Annotated in this window: 20 protein-coding genes and 1 pseudogene; 8 read left to right on the top strand and 13 right to left on the bottom strand. The window is 61.1% G+C overall.

Annotated features, from left to right (window positions below; all coding sequences use genetic code 11):
* The first annotated feature begins 3 nt into the window (after nt 1–3).
* The 4 genes from B7L09_RS13975 to B7L09_RS13990 are packed head-to-tail and all read left to right on the top strand — an operon-like array spanning nt 4 to nt 2,796.
* Nucleotides 4–900, top strand: coding sequence for a type II secretion system F family protein (locus B7L09_RS13975; protein WP_094469297.1), 897 nt, complete (start codon nt 4–6; stop codon nt 898–900).
* A gap of 1 nt (nt 901) precedes the next feature.
* Complete coding sequence (locus B7L09_RS13980; RefSeq protein WP_094469298.1) at nt 902–1,792, top strand: type II secretion system F family protein; 891 nt, start codon at nt 902–904, stop codon at nt 1,790–1,792.
* A gap of 10 nt (nt 1,793–1,802) precedes the next feature.
* A complete protein-coding gene (locus B7L09_RS13985; protein WP_010463835.1) occupies nt 1,803–2,516 on the top strand; it encodes a tetratricopeptide repeat protein in 714 nt (237 codons plus the stop codon).
* A 10-nt stretch (nt 2,517–2,526) separates the two neighbouring features.
* Nucleotides 2,527–2,796 (top strand): DUF3613 domain-containing protein, encoded by a 270-nt coding sequence (locus B7L09_RS13990; RefSeq protein ID WP_010463836.1) that lies wholly within the window; start codon nt 2,527–2,529, stop codon nt 2,794–2,796.
* Between the two features lie 92 nt (nt 2,797–2,888).
* Here the strand turns inward: B7L09_RS13990 and B7L09_RS13995 are convergent.
* From B7L09_RS13995 to B7L09_RS14015, 3 genes and pseudogenes are all read right to left on the bottom strand, one after another.
* A pseudogene (locus B7L09_RS13995) lies at nt 2,889–3,181 on the bottom strand (DUF6124 family protein).
* A 763-nt stretch (nt 3,182–3,944) separates the two neighbouring features.
* Nucleotides 3,945–4,727: a response regulator transcription factor gene (locus B7L09_RS14010; protein ID WP_094469337.1), complete on the bottom strand. Its 783-nt coding sequence runs from the start codon at nt 4,725–4,727 to the stop codon at nt 3,945–3,947.
* A 124-nt stretch (nt 4,728–4,851) separates the two neighbouring features.
* A complete protein-coding gene (locus B7L09_RS14015) occupies nt 4,852–5,322 on the bottom strand; it encodes a prepilin peptidase (RefSeq protein WP_094469338.1) in 471 nt (156 codons plus the stop codon).
* A gap of 74 nt (nt 5,323–5,396) precedes the next feature.
* On the opposite strand from B7L09_RS14015, the gene B7L09_RS14020 reads away from it, so the two are divergent.
* A complete protein-coding gene (locus B7L09_RS14020; RefSeq protein WP_094469299.1) occupies nt 5,397–5,837 on the top strand; it encodes a TadE/TadG family type IV pilus assembly protein in 441 nt (146 codons plus the stop codon).
* A complete protein-coding gene (locus B7L09_RS14025) occupies nt 5,834–8,566 on the top strand; it encodes a PAS domain-containing sensor histidine kinase (RefSeq protein WP_094469300.1) in 2,733 nt (910 codons plus the stop codon). The genes B7L09_RS14020 and B7L09_RS14025 overlap by 4 nt, the downstream gene beginning before the upstream one ends.
* On the opposite strand, the gene B7L09_RS14030 is transcribed toward B7L09_RS14025, so the two are convergent.
* From B7L09_RS14030 to B7L09_RS14050, 5 genes are all read right to left on the bottom strand, one after another.
* On the bottom strand, nt 8,563–10,407 hold the full coding sequence (locus B7L09_RS14030) for a pilus assembly protein TadG-related protein (RefSeq protein ID WP_094469301.1): 1,845 nt from the start codon (nt 10,405–10,407) through the stop codon (nt 8,563–8,565). The two genes, B7L09_RS14025 and B7L09_RS14030, sit on opposite strands and share 4 nt — an antisense overlap.
* Before the next feature lie 140 nt (nt 10,408–10,547).
* Nucleotides 10,548–11,105 (bottom strand): DUF4136 domain-containing protein, encoded by a 558-nt coding sequence (locus B7L09_RS14035; protein ID WP_094469302.1) that lies wholly within the window; start codon nt 11,103–11,105, stop codon nt 10,548–10,550.
* Nucleotides 11,106–11,159: 54 nt separating this feature from the next.
* Entirely contained in the window at nt 11,160–11,777 is a 618-nt protein-coding gene (locus tag B7L09_RS14040; protein ID WP_094469303.1) for a DUF4136 domain-containing protein, read from the bottom strand.
* Nucleotides 11,778–11,789: 12 nt separating this feature from the next.
* Nucleotides 11,790–12,539, bottom strand: coding sequence for a methyltransferase domain-containing protein (locus tag B7L09_RS14045; protein ID WP_094469304.1), 750 nt, complete (start codon nt 12,537–12,539; stop codon nt 11,790–11,792).
* The gene (locus B7L09_RS14050; protein WP_094469305.1) at nt 12,539–12,841 is read right to left on the bottom strand and encodes a MazG-like family protein; all 303 of its coding nucleotides are present in this window, start codon (nt 12,839–12,841) and stop codon (nt 12,539–12,541) included. The genes B7L09_RS14045 and B7L09_RS14050 overlap by 1 nt, the downstream gene beginning before the upstream one ends.
* Before the next feature lie 243 nt (nt 12,842–13,084).
* Between B7L09_RS14050 and B7L09_RS14055 the strand changes: the two genes are divergently transcribed.
* Both B7L09_RS14055 and B7L09_RS14060 read left to right on the top strand, forming a co-directional pair.
* Nucleotides 13,085–13,378 carry a hypothetical protein gene (locus tag B7L09_RS14055; protein WP_010463857.1) on the top strand — a complete coding sequence of 98 codons (294 nt, stop codon included), beginning with the start codon at nt 13,085–13,087 and terminating at the stop codon, nt 13,376–13,378.
* 63 nt (nt 13,379–13,441) lie between these two features.
* On the top strand, nt 13,442–14,791 hold the full coding sequence (locus tag B7L09_RS14060) for an MATE family efflux transporter (RefSeq protein ID WP_094469306.1): 1,350 nt from the start codon (nt 13,442–13,444) through the stop codon (nt 14,789–14,791).
* On the opposite strand, the gene B7L09_RS14065 is transcribed toward B7L09_RS14060, so the two are convergent.
* From B7L09_RS14065 to B7L09_RS14085, 5 genes are all read right to left on the bottom strand, one after another.
* A complete protein-coding gene (locus B7L09_RS14065) occupies nt 14,785–15,660 on the bottom strand; it encodes an alpha/beta hydrolase (protein WP_094469307.1) in 876 nt (291 codons plus the stop codon). The two genes, B7L09_RS14060 and B7L09_RS14065, sit on opposite strands and share 7 nt — an antisense overlap.
* 24 nt (nt 15,661–15,684) lie before the next feature.
* The gene (locus B7L09_RS14070) at nt 15,685–16,476 is read right to left on the bottom strand and encodes a DUF4123 domain-containing protein (protein ID WP_094469308.1); all 792 of its coding nucleotides are present in this window, start codon (nt 16,474–16,476) and stop codon (nt 15,685–15,687) included.
* Nucleotides 16,473–17,795 (bottom strand): type VI secretion system Vgr family protein, encoded by a 1,323-nt coding sequence (locus B7L09_RS14075; protein ID WP_094469309.1) that lies wholly within the window; start codon nt 17,793–17,795, stop codon nt 16,473–16,475. Before B7L09_RS14075 ends, B7L09_RS14070 begins: the two co-directional genes overlap by 4 nt.
* 232 nt (nt 17,796–18,027) lie before the next feature.
* Entirely contained in the window at nt 18,028–19,941 is a 1,914-nt protein-coding gene (speA, locus tag B7L09_RS14080) for an arginine decarboxylase (protein WP_094469310.1), read from the bottom strand.
* 223 nt (nt 19,942–20,164) lie between these two features.
* Nucleotides 20,165–20,536, bottom strand: a complete 372-nt coding sequence (locus tag B7L09_RS14085) for a translation initiation factor Sui1 (RefSeq protein WP_094469311.1) — start codon at nt 20,534–20,536, stop codon at nt 20,165–20,167.
* Between the last annotated feature and the right edge of the window lie 25 nt (nt 20,537–20,561).

The raw sequence follows: 20,561 nt of genomic DNA on the forward strand, positions 1-20,561 counted from the left end.
ACCATGACCGGGGCCATCCTGCTGCTCATCTGCCTGATCCTGATCGGCCTGTCGATTCGATCCTTGTCGATTCGCCTGCTGCTCAAAGGCTTGCGCCAGACTGGCACCGAGCGCGTGCTCAATCGCCTGGCCCAGGGGCAACCGCAGTTGGTGGTGGAAAAAACCTCTTGGGCAGGCCTTGAACGGGCGTTCCTGCGCGCGGGCCTTGGGCGCCCGAACGAACAACTGGGCCTGTGGCTGACGATGTGGGGCCTGGGCGTGGTGCTGGGGGGATTGGTGGCCGGCTGGGTCGGCCTGCTGGTGATGCTGGTATTGCCGCTGTTGCTGTTGCGCCTGTACATCGCCTGGCGCTACCAACGACGCATCAAGCGCATGATCGAACAGCTGCCGCAATTGCTCGACCATACGGTACGCAGCCTCAAGGCCGGGCGAACCTTGGCCGATGCGGTGCTGGGCGGTATCGAGATCACTGAGGACCCGCTGCAAGAGGCCATGGGCCGTATCCGGCGCAATGTGCAGCTGGGTGTCAGCCTGCCGGAGTCCGCCCACGACTTTGCCGAGTTCTACGAGCGTGATGAGTTTCGGCTGTTCGCGTTGGGCTTGAAGGTCAACCACCGCTATGGCGGCAACGCCAGTGAATTGTTGGAAAACCTGATCAAGATGATCCGCGAGCGCGAGCAGGCCGCTCGCCAGCTACGCGCCCTGACCGGCGAAACCCGGGTGACCGCCTATGTGCTCACCGCCCTGCCGATCTCGATGATCGGCTACTTCCTGGCGGTGAACCCCGCCTACCTGATGACCATGTGGAACGACGGCACCGGGCGCATGCTGTTGTTCGTGGCGCTGATCATGCAGCTGTTGGGCTGCTTCACCTTGTGGCGCATGTTGCGGAGCGTATGAGATGGCTATTTCGCTGCTGATCAGCGCCGTACTGTTCCTGGCCGCTCTGGCGCTGGTGCTGGCCAACTTGATAAAACATCGCCGGCGTGCGCGTCAGGTGGCTCAACGGCTGGACGGCAAAGCCGTTGACCACGACCGCGTGGGTCATTGGCTACAAGCGCTGGGCAACAGCCGCATCGGTCAGCGTTCGGTCAATCTGGACAACGAAACCCAAACCCTGCTCAACCGCTTGGGTTGGCGCAGCGCCCGCCGCCGCTCACAGTTCGCGGCGTTCCAGGTGGGAGTGCCGGTGCTGGCGCTGGTCTTGGCATTGCTGATTCAAAGCGTGTTCTACCCCAGCGTGCAAAACCACTGGATCGCCCCGCTCTTCGCCACGGCCATCGGTTACCTGCTGCCCAAACGCCTGCTCGCCGCCGCGTCTCAACGCCGGCAAAAACAGTTGGCCCTGGAGATATCGACCTTCATTCCGCTGCTGCGCATCCTGTTTGAATCGGGCATGGCCGTCGAGCAATCGCTGCGCGTGCTGAGCCAGGAAGGCAAGCAACTGATGCCCGCATTGACCCACGAACTGCGCCTGGTTCTGGCCCGTGTCGATTCCGGCCTGGAGTTGGGCGAAGAGCTGAGCAAGGCCAGCCGCTTGTTGGCGGTCGACGAATTCACGGACACCTGCGTGATCCTTCAACAGCTGATCCACCAGGGTGGTGGTGCGATGAAATCGCTACTGGCGCTCAAGCAACTGTTCGATGACCGGCGCCTCACGCGCTTGCAGGAATACATCTCCAAGATGTCCGCCAAAATGTCCGTCGTGATGATGCTGTTTCTCTTCCCGGCGTTATTGATCGTCCTGGCCGGCCCGGGCTTCACCGCCCTGGCCCGGGCCATTGGTTCATAGAGGGATCGCGATGAAAGCAATGATTGCCGGTTTGAGTTTGCTCCTGTTGAGCGGTTGCGCCACCGACGGCCAGGCGCCATGGAACGCCCTGACCCAAAGCGCCAGTTGCAGCAAGCTGGGCTCCGATGAACAGCTGAAATTGAACCTGGCCGATGACATGGCCAACGACGGCAAACTGCACGCGAGCCTCGCCAACCTGCAAAGCCTGCCCGACAACGTTGCCGACGTGCGCTTGCGCCGGGCCAAGGTAAACCGGCTGCTGGGGCGCAGCGAAGCCGAGCCACTTTACCGCAGCCTGCTCGACACCTGCCTCGCCGCCGCTGCCGAACACGGCCTCGGCCAGCTCGCGGCAGCCAGGGGCGACAACGGCCAGGCCCAGGCCCACCTGCAACGCGCCGCCCGACTGGCGCCAACCGATGAAAAAATCCGCAACGACCTCGGCGTGGTCTACCTCAACCAACGGCGCGTCGACGATGCACGCTTCGAATTCCTGACGGCCATGGACCTCAAGCAAAGCGATCGACTGGCGGCGTTGAACATGGTGACGCTGCTGATTTACCAGGACGACTGGAGCCGCGCCGCCGAACTCGTCAGCCGCATCGGCCTGAGCCCCGCCCAAGTTACCGAAGCCCAGGAACGCGCACAAAAACTCAAGGCTCCGACCAAGGTGATTCCGACACCCGCAAACCAGGTCGCCGCCGTCGCGACGCCGGGCCTTCAATAGGAGCAGACAGATGAAACCGATCCTCCTTTACCTCGCCCTGCTGGCCCTGCCACTCACCGCCAACGCCCTCGACGGCCCCGCCTCACCACAACAACAGGAAACCGAAGGCTGGTTGAAATTGCAGATCAGCCACCAGGCTGCCTCACACACCCCACAGACCTCAACCGCGACCGAACGAGAGCTGAGCATGCAGCGCTGGCTGAAGAGCTATCAGCATGAGATTCCGATGTTTTTCGATCAGGAGGAAGGGGGGACAGTGAACGGTGGGGCGGGGGGGTAGCGTCAGGCTTTCTTGCATCGGATTCATCGCCTTCGCGAGCGGTGCAGCGATCCGACGCGCCCGCGAAGAATGATGACGTGGTCTAACCGGTACTACACCGCTTGCGGCACATCCACATTATCCAGCGCTCGATTCACCGCCAACTCAGCCAGCATGATGACCTGCTGGATCGCCACGCCAAGGACTCGCAAGCGTGGGCCAACAGGCTTTCGTTATCGATATCGGGGGCGACGATGAACATAGTGCTGACCTTGCGGATGACGGGGGCCTTGAGGGCAGACGGATTGAGGTAGTGATCCAGCGCGCGGTCGGCGGCTTCGTTGAGCTTTTTGGGATTGAGCGGATCGTAGGGGGAAACGATAAAGACCAGGGTCAAAGCGCACAAGCCGGCGGATTCTGGCGTAGTCGTAGGCAAAGGAGCAAGAAACTGTAGCTTTCAGGAAGTAACGCTAAACACTATTAAACACAGCCCTCAAATCCACACACATTCCCCCTGTGGGAGCGAGCCTCAGGAATGGATATGTACACCTGAAAGAACATGGTCGGCTACCAGGCCGCCATCGCAGGCAAGCCAGCTCCCACAGGGGTTCGGTGTACATCGGCTAGAGAATGGTCGGCTGTCAGGCCGCCATCGCGAGCAGGCTCCCCCCCACAATTGGACTGGGCACACCTGAAAGTAAATGATCGACTTTCAGGCTGCCATCGCTGGCAAGCCAGCTCCCACAGGAATCGGCGTGTACCGCTCGCTTCTCACCACTCATCAGGCCGAGCGTTAGCTCGCCTGCAGCTCTTGATCTTGATCCACCCGCCCCTTTCGGGAGGCTGAGTGGAGGTGTTCATCCGGGGAGTGGCGCGCAACGCCGTTCGACGCAGTCGAACACGCTGCATGTAGGTCGTCGCGAAGCAGACCGGAGGGCAGTGTCCCCGGATGGATACCGGAGCGAAGGTACGCCGAGCCTAGGCGAGGGGCCGGACGCTTGGGGCGAGACCTTTTGGTTCCTTTTGGCTGGGCCGGCATTCCGGGCGTTTGCCAGAAGTGACCCGCCGTAAGGGCGAAACCNTAAGCAGCCGTTACCGCAGAAATGGATATGTACACAACCGCCAAGAACCTGGTCGGCCCGAAGGCCGGCCGAGTATGAAAGGACAGGTCAGTGGGCAGTGACACGCTGGCGCATTGCCGAATTGTTCGGCGATAGCGCCAACGCCAACTGCGTGCGGTTATGCATGTGGGTCAGGCGCAAAACCTGAGACACATACAGCTTCACCGTGTTCTCGGTGATGCCCAGCTCGCAGGCGATTTGATAGTTGGTCTGCCCCTTGCCCACCAGCCGCGCGACGTCCAACTGACGCGGCGACAACTGGTTGAAGATCGCCGGAGTATCCACCGAGCCGACCTCCTCGGCCGACACGTCTTCGCCCTCGAGCGCTTGCGGGCTGCGGCGCACTTTATCGAGGTCCTGGTACAGATCGTTGATGGACTCGGAAAGAAATTGCAGCTTCTGGTTCAGGTGCCCCAGTTGCAGCTCCTTTTTGCGTTCTTCCAGCGCGGCTTCCTGGCGCTGCAAGCCCTCGAGCAGCTCGTGCAGATCAATCGGTTTCTGGTAGTAATCGGCAATCCCTGCCCGCAAGGCCTTGATCACATCCTGCTTGTCCGCACGCCCAGTCAGCATGATCGCCTCGAAGGCCCGGTGCTTGCCGGACATCCGCTGCAACTCCTTCACCAGCTCAATCCCGTCCATGTCAGGCATATGCAAATCACACAGCACCAGGCCGATTTGCAGGTCTTCGCCGTAACGGGAAATGGCTTGCTTGCTCGATTCACAGGGAACGCAGCGATAGCCGCTCGCCTCCAGAAACTCGCAAAGTTCTTCAACAATCAACGCCTGATCATCAACCACGAGGACTTTTACTGCCGAGGTGAATTTGTTCACGCGCCACTCCATGCTCGGTCTACAGCTGACCGTTCCTGTACGAAAGCCACTGGCCGTACGACTATCAATCTGAAAAGTAGACGCACTTTCCGACTATGTACATAGGGGGGATGGAACAACATGACTAGCGAATCCAAAGCAGGGCCAATGAAAAACCCATCAGCACGAACGGCGCAAATGGCTGCTTTTTTGACAGCCCAGGGCCTAAATATCGAAGACGCGCCCTAACCCGTTGACTCATATGAGGCCATACTTTTGGCGCGAGCAGCAGCCAGCACACGCTGGCCAGCGCGGCCCCGACAAAGCTGCCCAGCAGATGCATTCCGTCCGTCGCCAAACCCAAGGCTGTCATTAATTTCACATCCCCGGCGCCCAATCGCCTCAGCGCGTAACCGGGCAACGTGAAGGCCAGTGCCAGAAAAGCAGCCCAGCCGCCCTGCGCCCCTTCTGCCCCGAGCCAGGTGTTGCCCGTCCACACCAGATAAATCAACGCCAACAGGGCAGCGCCCAGCGTCAGGCGATTGGCAAGCAATCGTTGCCGGACGTCCTGCACCGCACACAGCGCCAACCACAACAGCACCACCGCACCCTGGATCACTAAAAAACATCCCTTTTTGCTGATTGATTCTATGCTGATATCTAGTAGTAGCCGTCAGGGTAGACGCGGTGATGAAAACAAGCCTCCCAAGAAAGCAAAAAGGCACGGCAGCGATTGAATTCGTGGCCGTGTTCGTGATTTTTTTCGCCGTGTTCTACGGCATGGTCAGCTATAGCCTGCCGCTGCTGTTGTTGCAGTCGTTCAACCAGGCAACCGCCGAAGCCGTGCGGCTGAGCGTGGCCCTGGACCCGACGATGCCGGGCTACCAGGCCGCAGTGCAGAGCACCGCCAAAAACGCTATCACCACGCGTTTGTATTGGATTCCGCCGGCGTTCAACTTCAACATCAACCAAATCAACACCACCTTCAACAACGGCCTGCTGTCGGTGCAGATCAACGATTACCCCACCACCAAACTCAACCAGGTGCTGCCGTTTCTGGTGCTGCCGGGCATCGGCGCGGTGCCTAACCTGCCGACGACCCTCTCGGCCAGTTCGAGCCTGCAATTTTGAATTCCGGGGAAAAACTCTTCGGGCGTCTGCTCAACCGCCAATCGCCACCACCTCAGGTTGCGCCGGACACCCTGAGCGTGCCGAGTGTCGGCTTGCAGGTGCACCTGGATGGCGAAGGCCGGGTGCTGCACCTGACCGGCCCATTGCGCCATACGCTCGCCCCGCAACGGCTCTCCACACAGGCACCACCGCTGCTCGATTACCTGATGCCCCACAGCAGCCTGGTCATCGAAGGTATCCCCGCCGACTGGCAAGGCCAAATCCTCGACCTGGACTTTCACAGCGTCAGCGGGCACCCACTGCACCTGCGCGGCTGGGTCCTTCCACTGGCGGACAACTGGCTGTTGCAGTTGCTGGACATCAGCGATGTGTTGGTTGAACGTCGACAATCGTGCCGCCGCGAACAGAACCAGCTTCTCGCGGCCAGGATCAGCGAACAGTTGCGCCTGTGCAGCCTCACCCGTCTGCCCGATGTGTTGCAGGAGCAGCTTCAGGTATTGGCTCAGCGCTTTCACATTCCGTGTATTGCGGTGGCGCTGCTTGATGAGCAGGACCAGGGCTGGCAAATCCATCAGTATTACGCGGCCTTCGATGCACCGATGCTGTGGCAGAACGGACAGCGCCTGGGTTCCGGGCTCGACAGCCTGAACGGTTCTTTCCCGCAACACCTGGCGCGTGGCGAGCACCCGCGTTTGCAAGAAATCTTCGGGCATGCCGAAGGACTTGCGGTGCCCTATTACGATGCTCACGGCGTGGCCACCTGGTTACTCTGCGGTTTTTACACGGCGCAGCAGCGGGCGCCCGAATTGAACGATGGCGACTGGTTGCAGCTCACCGCCGCCCTCGCCAGCCCCCTGCTGGAACGCTTGCGCGAGCATCGGCATCATTTGCAGCTGGAGCGCCTGGCGTCGCTGCAAGCGCTACTCGGCACCGGTTGGTGGGAAGTGTTCAGCGACAGCGCTGAAATGCAACTGGCCCCTTCGCTGGCCAGCTCGCTGAACCTGGCGAGCCCCCGCCTGACGCTCGGCGAATGGCTCGATCACGTGCACCCTGCCGACCGCGAAGAACTGCGCAGCCGCCTGCACGCCCTGGAGGACGCCGGCACCCCGTTGCTGCTCTGCGTGCGCTGGCACTGTGAGCAAGCGCCCGTCTGGTATCGGCTGCAAGGTCAGGCCATTGGCATGGGTAAAAACCGCCGACTGGTGGGCTTCATGCTCGACATCAGCGACATCAAAAACCAGGAACAGAACGCCGCCACCGCCCATGCCCGACTGGACAATCTGATCGCCAGCTCGCCGGCCGTGATCTATGTGCAGCGCTATGTGAACGGGGCCCTGCAACCGGTGTTTTTCAGTGACAGCCTGCTCCCCTTGCTCGGCCGCACGCTCGCCGAATGCAACCACGACAGCCTGGTGCAATGGGTGCACCCCGACGACCGCGACCTGTACTTCCAGCGCACCCGCCAACTGCTGCGTGAAGGCAGCGTGCGCAGTCGTTATCGTGTGCAGAATAAGCAGGGCGACTACCACTGGCTGCTCGATGAAGCCAAGTTGCTGCGCGACGACCTAGGCGTGCCGGTGGAAGCGGTCGGCCTGTGGCTTGATGTCACCGAGGCGACCCTGGCGGCGCAACAGGTCAAGGACAGCGAGGAGCGCTACCGAATTCTCGTGGAAGACTCCCCGGCGATGATTTGCCGCTACCGCCCGGACCTGACCCTGACCTTTGGCAACACGCCACTGGCCAACTATCTGGAATGCCTGCCCGCGCAGTTGCACGGAGTGAACCTAGGGGACTGGCTGTCGGCCGAACAGCGCGGGGCATTTGTGCACCGCATCGGGCAACTGACGCCGGAATTTCCTGTCAGCACCGCAGAAATCAGCCTGCAATTACCGGGGCGCGAACATGCCTGGTGGGTGTGGTCGGACCGCGGGGTATTTGATGAGCACGGCGCTTTGGTGGAAGTGCAGGCCGTGGGCCGCGACAACACCGAAGTGCGCCGCTCCCAGCAACAACTGACGCAAAGCGCGAAAATGGCCACCCTCGGCGAAATGGCCACAGGTCTGGCCCATGAGATCAACCAGCCGCTGAACGTGATGCGCATGGCCATCGTCAATGTGCTCAAGCGCCTGAGCAATGGCGACGCGCAGGTCGATTACCTGACCGAAAAACTGCAGCGCATTGACGCACAGGTGCAGCGTGCGGCCCGTGTGGTGGACCATATGCGCGTGTTCGGCCGCCGCTCGGAGGTCGAGCAGCAACCCTTCGACCCGGCGCAGGCGCTGGAGGGCACGCTGTCGTTGCTCAGCGAAGGCCTGCGCGGCAAAGGCGTGGACGTGCGCCTGACCCAGGCGGAGGTTCCGGTGCAGGTCAAAGGCTACATCGACCAACTTGAGCAAGTGTTGATCAACTTGATGGTCAACGCCCGCGACGCGCTATTGAGCCAACGCGAGAAAAACCCCGAGCTGCGTCCCTGGATCGCCGTGCACACCGAACACGACAGCCGCCACGTGCGCATCTGGGTCGAAGACAACGGCGGCGGCATCGACCCACGGTTACTGGAGCGAATCTTCGAGCCGTTTTTCACCACCAAACCGATTGGCGTGGGCACCGGGTTGGGCTTGTCGGTGAGCTACGGCATCGTGGAAAACATGGGCGGGCGGCTGAGCGTCAGCAACGGTGAACACGGCGCGCGCTTTTGTATTGAGCTGCCCAGGGCCACCGACGCTTAAATTACCAGGTAGGCTTCGCCGGTCTGGCCACAGGTCAGGTTGGCGCCAACGTTCACATTCGCCAGGCTGATCCCCAGGCTGTTCAGCAAGTTGTTCAGAATCGGGTTGAGCAGCGGGCCCAACATTGATTCAAGTGTCGACTTCAGCAACAACATCACGCCATTGAGCAGTGTTTTCAATAATTCGAAGGTCGCGGCCAACAGGAAGTTGGGCGTGAATGACGGCGCGTGGACGATCAGGTTCACGTCATTGACGGTTTGCGACAATCCGGAAACCGCGTTGGTAGCAGTCAAGGTGTATGGCGGATCCGACGGGGCCAAACCGACTTTCGGCGGGTTGATGAACGTCGAGGTGGCATTGGCCGGCAGCACGGGACTGTAAATTTGCAGCTCAGCGCCACCGCCGGAAAAGGGTACGCCCGCCTTGCGGATATCGAGCAGGGTGACCGGCGTGACCGTCAGGGGCACGGACGATGAATCCCAGTCCGAATTGACCCGTCCGACACGCAATTCAGCCACGGTGGTCGTGGTGTTCACGGTCAGGCTTTTATTGATTTCGCTGGGGCAGGTGTAATCGGTGACGTAACTGTTGCCGCCACCGGCTTCCAGGCTGACGTCCAGGTTGGGGCTGGGCAACACGTACAAGTCGAGCCCGAGCAACCCGGTGACCACGGACAAAGTCCCCGTCACCGCGCCTAGCAGACCGGTGACCAATGACAAATCCAATGTCACCAGCACCCGGACTTGAGCGGTGCGCACATAGATTCGATTGGCGCCCAAGGGCGCCATTTTTGCCAGTGCGGGATTGCCCACCGCCGACCACTGCGGGGGTTCGATGACTTTGATCTTTGCGCTGGCCCCGACGCCAAGCCCCAGCAGATTCACCGGAATGGTGCCTGCCACGGCGCTCTTGCTGTTGCCGAGTTCGATAAAGGCCTGCACCAGTTGAAGCGCGTTCACGTTGGCGTTCAGGCCCGCAGACGTGGTGCCTGTCTGCAGTTTCAACAGGTCCCCCAAATGCACTTTGAGCGGGCTGACGACCGCGATGGCCAAGCTGTCGAAACCGGCCTGCACGTCCGCCGTCGCCCCATTGAGTCGCGCCACCGTGGCAGCAGCCTGAAGTAACTGGCCCACGGTGGCATCAGCACCGAGCAGCCCCGTGTAATCGCCTGCCGTGACCTGCAGGTCAATGGCCAACTGGTCCATGTATTTAAGCAAGTTAATGTCGGCGCCCAACAGCCCGTTCCAACTCGCGACAGGCAGGTTGATGGACGCTCCCGCGAGCGCGGAAAGGAAGCCGTTCAACAAATTGACGTCGACCAGGGTGCTGCGAATGGTCAGTTGGGCGACCGGCGGCCCCGGCAGCCCGGCCACCGCAGTGGCGCTGAGGGTGATGGTCGAGTTGGCGGGTGCGCCCCCGAACATTGCGCCGATTCCACCGACGAGACTTTGCGGCACCCCATGGCTGGCGATCACGCGGACGGCTTCGCTTTTGCTCGGGTCAACGCCGAAAACCCGAAGGTTGTTGGCGCCGACGGTCAGCGCACCACAGTCAACGGCCAGTGTGCGATCCGCGCCGGGCACGGTGAAATTATTGCGTTGGGCGCTGGCAGTGGCGTAGATGAGCGCGGTTGTACCGACGCCGCAGTCGCCGCCACGGGTGGCGGCTTCGAGCGCGGCCATGTCAGCGACGCGCTGCAGGTTGCGCTTTTCCAGGTAGAGCCGGCCGCTGTCGATCACCACCAGCAGGAACACCAGCGCCAATGCGAATGTCAGCGCCGCCATCAAGCCTATCGCCCCCCGTTGCCGGGACGGGCCGCAAAATTGCAAGCGTGGAGACATCATGCACTCCTTTGCCGGTGAACCGTCGGGGGGGCTCGTTCGGGCGCGGCAAATGTACACGAGCCATCATTTAGACACTATAGAAATGTCAAAGTGATGGCGTCAATTTATCAAGACTCATTCCCACAAGGACCCGGTGGTTAGTGCGGTGGATAGTTGGCGAGGATTCGCCCCACGGTTTCGCGTATCGCCGTGCTGCGGTCCGACGGATTCGTGGTGCGGCTGAGCATTTGCTCATCGCTGCCACGCCACACCAGCTTGCCATCCTTGCCGTCCAACAGGTCGACCTGCAGGGTCGCCACTTTGTAGGTCACGTTGCGGGTTTCGTTGTACATCGGCCCGCCCCAGTAGCCGTTCCAGGGATTACCCCAACCGCCGCCATAGTTGGTGGTCACCTGTTGCTGGCGTTCTTCAACGATCAGGTAGGTCTGGACGTTCAAATTACCCTTGCTGCCGGCGGCGGCCGGGCGCAGGCCACGCTGATCCAGTTGATCGGCCACCGATTGGCGGATGCGCTGTTCCGTCAGGTCGCTCTTGATCCGAGGGTCATCGGGGCGATATTGCAGGGCGGGTTCTTTCCAGGTCCAGCTGCGATAGGCGGCGAAGTCGCGGCTGGCATCGAAGTCATTATTGACCTGATTGGCGGCGCAGGCACTGAGCAGCGCGGCCATAGCCAGTAAAGAGAAACGGCGGATCATGATGGTTCTCCGGTTGAAGACATGAACCTGTGGAAGGCTTCCAGACGACAGAAGCTAACTGGGAGGATACGCCGACATGGCCTTTTCTACAGCCTCCCTTATCGCGTCGGCACGCTCACTCTGACTGCCCCGATTGCCAGTTTCTGCACTGGCGCTCCACACCGGCTGGCTTGTGCCCGCATCGAACAGATCCACTCTCACCACTACGACCTGTTCCTGATACGTGCGCACGATCGGCACCGTGTTGTACATGCCGTAACCATTACCGTAACGGTTGTAGCCGCCATAACCACCGCCGTAATAACCGTAGTCGTCCCGAACCTGGCGCAAACGGGTTTCCAGGTGCAGATTGGCGCTGACAAACAGGTCCGCCGGGCGGTTGTTATCGTGCAACGGGCGCAAGCCGCGCTGATCGAGGGCGTTGCTGACCGCTTCGGCGACCTGGGCCGAGTCCGCCCAGGCACTGCCCGGTGGCAGTTGACCGTTGAGCCAGGCCCAACTGCGATAGCGCCCATAGTCACGCGGCGGTGCCGGGTAGGCGCTGCGGTCGAAGGTGTTGGCCGCCTGGGGCGGTGCGGGTGGCAAGGGGTTGGAGGTCGCCACATAAGGGTTGCTGCCCTGGCAGGCCGCCAACCCGAGACAGATCACCAGTAACCCTGAACAACTTTTCATGTTGCGCTCCGATCAGACCGGCCGACAGATCCAGTGCAAATAGCGTCCAAGCCCGGCAAAACTTGGATGACGACGGTGAGCGAGTTCCATCTCCAACAAATCCTGTAAATCGGCGCGGGCCTGGAATTCCACCGGCATATAGTCGTGGAACACCCGCACGCCACTTTGGCTTTCGACCTGCCATAGCCCTTCGAGTTGCGCCGCCAATTCCCGTGGGTCGAGGGGTTGTTGCGGCGTAAGGCTCTGCTTTTCGCCGGCCATGTCGTTCTTGCGCATTTTGCGGAAGTGGCCTTTGAGCAGGTTGCGGTAAATCAGCGCATCACGGTTGTAGAACGCCAGCGACAACCAGCCGCCGGGCACCGTGANTTGGTGCAGCACCGGCAGTATCGCATGGGGTTCGGCCAACCATTCCAGCACCGCATGGCACAGCACCAGGTCGTAAGGTTCGGTGAGTTGGCCGAGCAGGTCCTGCCAGGGCGCGTGAATAAACGTCGCCGTCTGCCCCGCATCCGCNAAACGCTGGCGCGCGCCTTCGAGCATCGGTTCGGCGGGTTCGGCCAGCGTGACATCATGACCGCGTTCGGCCAGCCACAACGACATATGCCCCAGGCCCGCGCCGATATCCAACACGCGCAGCGGCCGGTCCGGCAGGGTTTCGGCCAGGTCGGCCTGAAGCACCGCCAGGCGGATCGCACCTTTGGCGCCGCCGTAGATTTTTTCGGCAAACCGGGTCGCCAGTTGATCGAAATGACGATCGCTCATCAGCTGAACCTCCGTTCGCTGTCAGCGAGTTTGTTGCGCACCACGTCATTCATGTCCAGCCCCAACTCGCTGCACAACAGCAGTAGATAGAGCACGATGTCGCCAATTTCCTGCCCGGCGTGGGCCAGTTTGTCCGCCGGCAACTGGCGCGACTGGTCTTCGGTCAGCCACTGGAAGATTTCCACCAGCTCGGACATTTCCACGCTGGCGGCCATGGCCAGGTTTTTCGGGCTGTGAAATTGCCGCCAGTCGTTGCGGTCACGGATGGCGTGCAGGCGTTCGGTCAGTTCAACAAGGTTCATCGGGCTCTCCTGAAGGCGTATAGCTTCGGGGGGATGGCCGAGGATGGCAAGTGGGTGATTTTGCTCACGATAGCGGCCTCAAATTCAACATCAATGTTGCCTGACAGATCGCCATCGCGAGCAGGCTCGCTCCCACAGGGGCTATGCAACCCTCTATGCTTGTGGGGAACTCGCCAGCGCAATCCATGGCCCAAGGCTCAAGTCCGGCAAGCATGCCTCCACTTACATCAGGACGTTCACGACATGCAGGTAGAAAGTTTTTTCGAATGGCTCGGCCAGGCACTCGGTTCGGTCATCCGCTTTATCGTTGATGGTCTCAGCGGCTTGTTCAACCTGTTGAGCCATGCCGGCAGCAATTTTGTCGAAGGCTTGTCCCGTGCGCTGGGGATGGATACGTCGATCATCAGCATCATTGCGCTGATCCTGGGGTTGATGCTGCTGTGGTCGGCGATCCGGGCGTTCATGAATGCGTCGATCATCATGGGGATTATCTGGTTGGTGTTGGGCCTTTGGTTGCTGAGCTGGATCATCCACTGACACCACCCATCCCTGTGGGAGCGAGAATGTATCGCTACAATGCCCGCTCCCCAAGGAGCCTGCATGTCCAACCTGATTGCCGATTGGCGCGACCGCCCTACCCATCGTCGGGTCTGGGCGCTGGCCGCGCCGATGATTCTTTCGAACATTTCCGTTCCGCTGGTGGCACTGGTCGACAGTACCGTCATCGGCCACCTGCCCCACGCCCATCAGTTGGGCGCCGTCGCGGTCGGGGCCAGCCTGTATACCTTTCTGGCCTGGGGCATGGGTTTTCTGCGCATGGGCACCACCGGTTTCGCCGCCCAGGCCGCCGGGCGCGGGGATGGCGCGGCGTTGCGGCAGATTCTGTTGCAGGGCTTGTTGCTGGCGATGGGGCTGGCGATTGTCCTGGGCGCATTGGGCGTCCCGTTGAGCGGCGTCGCGCTGCACTTCATGCAACCCTCCGCCGAGCTTGACCAACTCACCCGCGAGTTTTTCCACACACGGCTATTCGGCCTGCCGGCGGCGCTGGCCAGTTATGCGCTGGTCGGCTGGTTCCTGGGCACCCAGAACGCCCGGGCGCCACTGGCGATTCTGCTGAGCACCAACCTGGTGAACATCGCGCTGAACCTGTGGTTCGTACTCGGATTGGACTGGGGCGTGGTCGGTGCGGCCCGGGCGTCGGTGATCGCGGAATGGATCGGTGCGTTGATCGGCCTGCTGATGACTCGCAAAGCCCTGCGTGCCTATCCCGGCCACATCGCCTGGGCCGCACTGGCGCTGTGGCAGAGCTGGCGGCCATTGCTGGCCGTCAACCGCGACATTTTCATCCGCAGCCTGGCGCTGCAATCGGTGTTTTTCCTGATCACCGTACAGGGCGCGCGACTCGGTGATGCCACCGTCGCGGCCAACGCACTGCTGCTCAACGGCTTGCTGCTGACCGCCCACGCGCTGGATGGNTTGGCCCACGCAGTCGAGGCCCTGTGCGGGCACGCCATCGGCGCCCACGACCGAGAGGCGCTGCGTCGCTCATTGGTGGTTGCCTGCGGCTGGTCGCTGCTGGCGAGTCTGGGCTTTGCCGTGCTGTTCGCCTTCGCCGGGCATTTGTTCATCGAGATGCAGACCGACATTCAGAGCGTGCGCGAAACCGCCGATATCTACTTGCCTTATCTGGCGGTGCTGCCGCTGATTGCCGTGTGGAGTTACTTGCTGGACGGCCTGTTTATCGGCGCCACGCGTGCCCGGGAAATGCGCAACGGCATGCTGTTGACGGTCGTTCTGCTGCTGCCGTTCGCCTGGGCACTGCAAGGTTTGGGCAACCATGGGCTGTGGATAACGTTCCTGTTGTTCATGGCGTTGCGTAGCCTGACCCTCGGCGCTTTCGCCTGGTACTTGCGCAAGAACGACGGCTGGTTTGCGGGCAAAGCTCACTGAGTCGGCGTGGCTCTGATGAAGGCGGTGACCGCATCCAGCACCGGCGCCAAACCCCGCATGGGCCGAGACAACGTCGCCACCAGCGTGGCGTGGCCGGTGCGGGCAAAATAGAAGTCCTGAACCGGCACTCCGGCCTGGCGTAATTTGCGCGCCAGGCCACCGGTGTTGCGCGTCGGGTTGACCACCTCATCGTCGCGCGAAGCCATCAACAAGGCGGGCGGTGCGCCTCGACTGACGTGGTTGATGGGCTGCGACTGGGGCGGTGAATCAGGCCAGAAGAATACCGGCCGCACATCCGGATTCTGGATAGGCAGAAAATCATAAGGCCCGGCCAGACCGATCCAGCCGCTCAGATCGTGCGGCGACATCCCCACCGCTCTCAGCAAACCGGGGTCCAGCGCCAGCATGGCGACGTTATAAGCCCCGGAGCTGTGACCCATCAGGTACAGCCGCTGCGGGTTACCGGAAAATTGCCGAATGTGTTCGTGAGTCCAGGCCACGGCTTTGGCGCCATCCTCGAGGAACAATGGATAGCGCACCTGTGGATACAGCCGATAGTCCGCCAGCACCGCAACAACCCCTCGCGACGCCAGAGCCTCGCCGACAAAACCGTAATCACTGCGTGAACCGCTGTTCCAGCTGCCGCCGTAGAAAAACACCACCACCGGGGCGCTCTCTACAGAATGACGAGGCACATACACATCGAGTTTCTGCCGCGGATCATCGCCATAGGCAATCCCCTCGGTCTTGTCGAACGTGCTGTCGGGGGTCAGGGCATTGAGCATTTTCAACGGTGAACACGCCGTCATCATGGCCAGCAAAAAAACGCCCATGACCAGACCGAACAGCCAGCGGATTTTACTCGCCATCAATGTCGAACCTCGTGTTCAGGGTTAATCGTTCTGCCACAGGTTGCGCAGGCTATCGAGACGCTCCTGCTGGGTTGCTCCCGGCAATGGCTGCACGGGCGTAGCCCTTGGGTACTGCAAGCGTAGCCATAACCAGCCATCGAGCACCGGGCGTTCGCTGAAACCCAGCGCCAGCCCTTCCTGCACGAGGGCCCACAGATTGTTGTAGTCGGTCCCGGTGGACCGGCTCCAATGCCAGACGTGCTGTTCAAGCAAGCAGGTTTGCAAGGTGTCGCGCTGACGCGGCGACAGGTTTTCTTCGATGGCCAACGGGCTGACGGCAAGCCCCGGATTGAACAGCTGCTGCCACCCCTGACTGCCGATAGCCCGGTCGGCCCAGGTTCCGCCGAACCAGCGCAACTGAGTGATCGGCCCCATCCAGCGACTCAGTTCCAGGGCATCGCAGGCATCAAAAAAGTAACTGGCGGTGTGGGGGTTGTAGTAACTCAACAACGCACGGTGATGCAGGCCAAAGGTGACGGTCAGCATGCGACGCAAATGCTCGAGCAACTGCGACGGCGAAGCCTCACTGACCAGTAACAAACCGCTCCAGAGGTGCGGTTCGCGCAGGCACAGTTCGGCCAGCGCCGGGCAGCCCTTGAGGTCGACCAACACCGGCCCGTGCTCGCGTAACGGCTGCAACTCGGTGTTATCGAACAGCCAGAACCGCCGGGCCTGCGCAAACTGATGGATCAGCCTCGCGCCAGCCCGGGGCGTCCCCGGTACGTCGAGCAACAACCATTGCGCGACTGAGTCGGGCGCCTGGGCGACGATCATGCCGCACCGCTCTGGCCAAGCCTTGTCGCGGCCCGGCAGGTGCAAAAGGCTTGCGCGCAATGGCTGAAACTACCCCCGCCAGGCAACAGACACAGCAGCACGATCGGTTCGCTCGATTGCAACAAACGCAGTAATCCGTCGCCAGCAGTGTCGGCATCTGTTGTCGCGGTGGCTGGAAGTTCGGGCAAGCCTGACGCTTGGTGGAAAGAAGGGCCGGGAAGAAACCCGGTGATTAACGGTTGATCCGGATCCCCTTCGATAAAGCTCACCAGCACCTGCGCGCCTTCTCTCAACGGCATGGCATGCGCACCGCCCAATTCCGGCGCCAATGGCAGCCAGCAGTGGCTGGGCGCAGCGCCTTCGCCCTGATAGACCCAGTCAAATTGCACGGCAACCGGCCTTGATGAATCGGGTTGCGGCTCATCGACATCGACCACCCACGCCCGCTGCAGGCTGTGCATCCGGGGGATCATGATCGAATGAGGCGCCGCGAGCGGTAACGCCCCGGCAACAGCGCGGATCTGGTTGCCATAAGCACCCCCCGGCGTCTGCCCGCCCTGATGCTCGACATGGATCAGTAGCCAGAGACGGTTCCAGTCCGTACACGGATGGCCGGACAGTAGAACCCGCTGGCCGCTGCGCAACGTGGCCAGGTTCGTCTGACCTTCGCCAGTCTGCATGTTGCATTGAACCTTGAACTGCCGCACGCCAGGCTGTTCGGTGTCGGGCTCAAAGACCATCTCGGCTTCCCGCTGAAAGGGGCCAGGCCCGTCACCAAAGACCAGACAGTGCCCGCGCCGACGATGCTCAAAGTGATAATGAAGCCGTTCCTGGGCACACAGGCGCTGGAGGAACTGCAGATCCGATTCCCGGTACTGCGTACAGAAATCACGCGGCGGGTAATCGCCGCTCAAGTCAAAGCGCCGATCCTTACCGGTAATGCCATGCTCCTTGAGCACCTGGGTGAGGATCTCGGGCACGGAAAGGTTGCTGAAGATGCGCTGGCTGAAACGCTGGGCCAGGCAGGCCAGTTTCGGCTTCAGGCGCACACGGCAAAGCCTGGGCGCAGCACCATGACCCGCCTGGACGAGCTCATGCAACTGCCCGTGAAAACCGGTCCCCGGCGGCCCGAAATGCAAAAAGGCCGGACGGTACAGCAGGCTTGCCAGGTCCAGTGTCGGGTCATCGATCAGCAGGTCCACGTCAAACACGAAGGGTTCGCTGATCGCTTCACTGCCGGTAAAGGCCAAGACCTCAACGGGGCCGGGCAGACCCTCTACATCCAGACGAAATGACGGCTCGTTGACTGGATCGAACATCGGCGATTCTCTACAGGAGGGGCGGCCGGGGATTCTCTCCGAGAGAGTTGGCCGAGTAGAGAGCCGAAGTACAACTTAGGAAATGACCTACGTGAAAAGAGGACCACATCGCTTGGATAGCGAGGATGTGAGTCATTTCGCTTGAAATCAGGGAAGTGTCCCACCAGGTCATCTGAAATTTCCGCAGCACGCGGAACATTTTCCGACAACCTGATGAGACCTGTGCCTTACCTCAAGAAGACAGGTAAGACGAACGGGTCAGGCCCAGGCGCAGCGCGTCGAGGAACTGGGTGCGCTCGGCGGCAGTGATGCGCGCACTCGCGCACTTGTCGCGGTAATGCGTCATCAACTCCTCCGGCGACAAGTGCACATAGCGCAGCATGTCTTCGATGGTGTCGTGGGTCTCGATACCGGCGCTGTACACCGAACCGTCTTCGCGCTGGTAGATGTTCACCGAATCGGTATCACCGAACAGGTTGTGCATGTCACCGAGGATTTCCTGGTAAGCGCCCACCAGGAAGATGCCCAGCAAGTAGTCTTCACCTTCATTCAAGGCGTGCACCGGCAGGCTGGTCTCGATGCTCTGCTCGTCGACGTATTGCTTGATCTTGCCGTCGGAGTCGCAGGTCAGGTCTTGCAGCACGGCGCGGCGCAGCGGCTCTTCGTCGAGGCGGTGCAGCGGCAGAATCGGCAGGACCTGGCCGATGGCCCAGGTGTCCGGCAAGCTCTGGAATACCGAGAAGTTGCAGATGTACTTGTCGGCCAGCTTGTCATTGAGTTCGTCCAGCACTTGGCGGTGCGAGCGCTGACGGGCTTTCAACGAGTTGTGCAGGCGACGGCACACGGCAAAGTAGCACTGCTCGGCGAGGGCTTTTTCCGCGAGGGTCAGTTTGCCGTCGGCGTACTGGGTGGCTACGTCGCTCATGTAGTGAGTGGCGCGCCAGTAGGTTTCGGTGACCATCTCGATGTCGGTCGGGCCCAGCAGGTCCACCAGCCATTGCACGGTTTCCGGCAGGCTTTCCTTGTTTTCGATTTCCGGCACGTCGTCGTTGTGTTTTTCGACGTCAGTGACTTGCACCACCAGCATGGCGTGGTGGGCGGTCAGGGAGCGACCGCTTTCGGAGAAAATGTTCGGGTGCGGCAGGCTCTGCGCGTCGCAGAATTCCTTGAGCATGCCCACGACCACACCGGCGTAGTCGTCCATGTCGTAGTTGATCGAGCTGGCGTTACGCGAGTGGGTACCGTCGTAGTCCACGCCCAGGCCGCCGCCGACGTCGATGTGGTCCACCGGCAGGCCGAGGTTACGCAGTTCGCCGTAATAACGAATGGCTTCCTTGAACCCGTGCTGGTAGTCGGCCAGGTTGGCAATCTGCGAGCCCATGTGGAAGTGCAGCAGGCGAATGCCTTGATCGAGGCCAGCCGCGCGGAAGCGCTCGACCACCGACAGCAACTGCGCCGCCGACAAACCGAACTTGGATTTCTCGCCGCCGGTGTCGGCCCACTTCGACGAAGCGAGGGACGACAGGCGCACGCGCAGGCCGACCTGAGGCTTGACCTTCAGCGAGGCGGCTTCTTCGATCACCAGGCCAACTTCGGATTCTTTCTCGATCACGATGAAGACGTTATGGCCCAGCTTCTGGCCCATCAGCGCCAGGCGGATGAACTCACGGTCTTTGTAACCGTTGCAGACGATGGTGCCGCCCTTGGGTGCCAGGGCCAGCACGGCCAGCAGCTCAGGCTTGGAACCAGCTTCCAGGCCGATGGAAACGTCCTGGGTGGCGATGATGTTCTCGATCACCGCTTCCTGCTGGTTCACTTTGATCGGGTACAGCGCGGTGTACTTGCTCTGGTATTCCAGGCGTTCGATGTTGGAATCGAAAGCGCCGGTCAGTTGGCGTACACGGTCTTGCAGGATATCGGGAAAACGCACCAGCAGCGGCAAGGACAAACCGCTTTTGCGCAGCTCGTCGACTTGCTCGTACAGATCGACGGGCGTGCTGTTCGGGCCGTTCGGACGGACTTCAACGCGACCGGCATCATTGATCGCGAAATACCCGGCCCCCCAATGGCGAATCCCGTAAACACTGCGGCTGTCCGCAACTGTCCATTGGCTGCCATCGTCTTTGCGTGTGCGTCGTACGGACATCGAAGTCCCCTATAAAGAAGTCATAGAGCGTCGCCTGGGTTCAGGCCGGCGCAGTCTAAAGAATGAAAATGACGATTAGCCTGCATGCAAGGGCCATAGACCTCACATTCAGCACTGAGTTTAGAAACCGGTCAGAACAGGCTCTGTGAAAACCATGTAGACGACGCCAGGCCAGAGTTGAGTCGGGACTGGATCAAGCCGAGGGTGGTTTTCACAGAGGCTGCTAGCCGCCGGATTTCTTCGCTTTGAAACCCAGCTTGATCAGTTCAGCCAAGAGTAGCTCGACATGATCGCCCTGGATTTCGATGATTGCGTCTTTCAACGCTCCCCCGGTGCCACAGCGTTTCTTCAACGTGGTGGCCAGGTCCTTNAGCGCTTCTTCGGCCAGGGGCACACCGGTGATGGTGGTCACCGTCTTGCCGCCACGGCCTTTGTTCTCGCGTCTAACGCGNGCAATGCCGTCGCCTTCAGGGATAANGGTCTGTTTGCAGATACAGGAATCCACGGGCTGGCGACAGTCCGGGCAGTGTCGACCTGCGTCGGTGGAAAATACCAAGCCACCAAGGGCGGCGAAGGATGCGGCTTTTTTGGCCACCGGCAATCCTCTTGGGAGGACAAAG

The sequence above is a fragment of the Pseudomonas mandelii genome (genome assembly GCF_002251635.1).
In the GTDB taxonomy this organism is placed as follows: domain Bacteria; phylum Pseudomonadota; class Gammaproteobacteria; order Pseudomonadales; family Pseudomonadaceae; genus Aquipseudomonas; species Aquipseudomonas mandelii_B.

Excerpts from the sequence above, each read along its gene's own strand:
- B7L09_RS13980 (WP_094469298.1), top strand. The coding sequence starts at position 902 with ATGGCTATTTCGCTGCTGATCAGCGCCGTACTGTTCCTGGCCGCTCTG.
- B7L09_RS14065 (WP_094469307.1), bottom strand. The coding sequence starts at position 15,660 with ATGGCGAGTAAAATCCGCTGGCTGTTCGGTCTGGTCATGGGCGTTTTT.
- B7L09_RS14035 (WP_094469302.1), bottom strand. The coding sequence starts at position 11,105 with ATGATCCGCCGTTTCTCTTTACTGGCTATGGCCGCGCTGCTCAGTGCC.
- B7L09_RS14040 (WP_094469303.1), bottom strand. The coding sequence starts at position 11,777 with ATGAAAAGTTGTTCAGGGTTACTGGTGATCTGTCTCGGGTTGGCGGCC.
- B7L09_RS14020 (WP_094469299.1), top strand. The coding sequence starts at position 5,397 with ATGAAAACAAGCCTCCCAAGAAAGCAAAAAGGCACGGCAGCGATTGAA.
- B7L09_RS14050 (WP_094469305.1), bottom strand. The coding sequence starts at position 12,841 with ATGAACCTTGTTGAACTGACCGAACGCCTGCACGCCATCCGTGACCGC.
- B7L09_RS14030 (WP_094469301.1), bottom strand. The coding sequence starts at position 10,407 with ATGTCTCCACGCTTGCAATTTTGCGGCCCGTCCCGGCAACGGGGGGCG.
- B7L09_RS14055 (WP_010463857.1), top strand. The coding sequence starts at position 13,085 with ATGCAGGTAGAAAGTTTTTTCGAATGGCTCGGCCAGGCACTCGGTTCG.
- speA (WP_094469310.1), bottom strand. The coding sequence starts at position 19,941 with ATGTCCGTACGACGCACACGCAAAGACGATGGCAGCCAATGGACAGTT.
- B7L09_RS13990 (WP_010463836.1), top strand. The coding sequence starts at position 2,527 with ATGAAACCGATCCTCCTTTACCTCGCCCTGCTGGCCCTGCCACTCACC.
- B7L09_RS14070 (WP_094469308.1), bottom strand. The coding sequence starts at position 16,476 with ATGATCGTCGCCCAGGCGCCCGACTCAGTCGCGCAATGGTTGTTGCTC.
- B7L09_RS14075 (WP_094469309.1), bottom strand. The coding sequence starts at position 17,795 with ATGTTCGATCCAGTCAACGAGCCGTCATTTCGTCTGGATGTAGAGGGT.
- B7L09_RS13985 (WP_010463835.1), top strand. The coding sequence starts at position 1,803 with ATGAAAGCAATGATTGCCGGTTTGAGTTTGCTCCTGTTGAGCGGTTGC.
- B7L09_RS13975 (WP_094469297.1), top strand. The coding sequence starts at position 4 with ATGACCGGGGCCATCCTGCTGCTCATCTGCCTGATCCTGATCGGCCTG.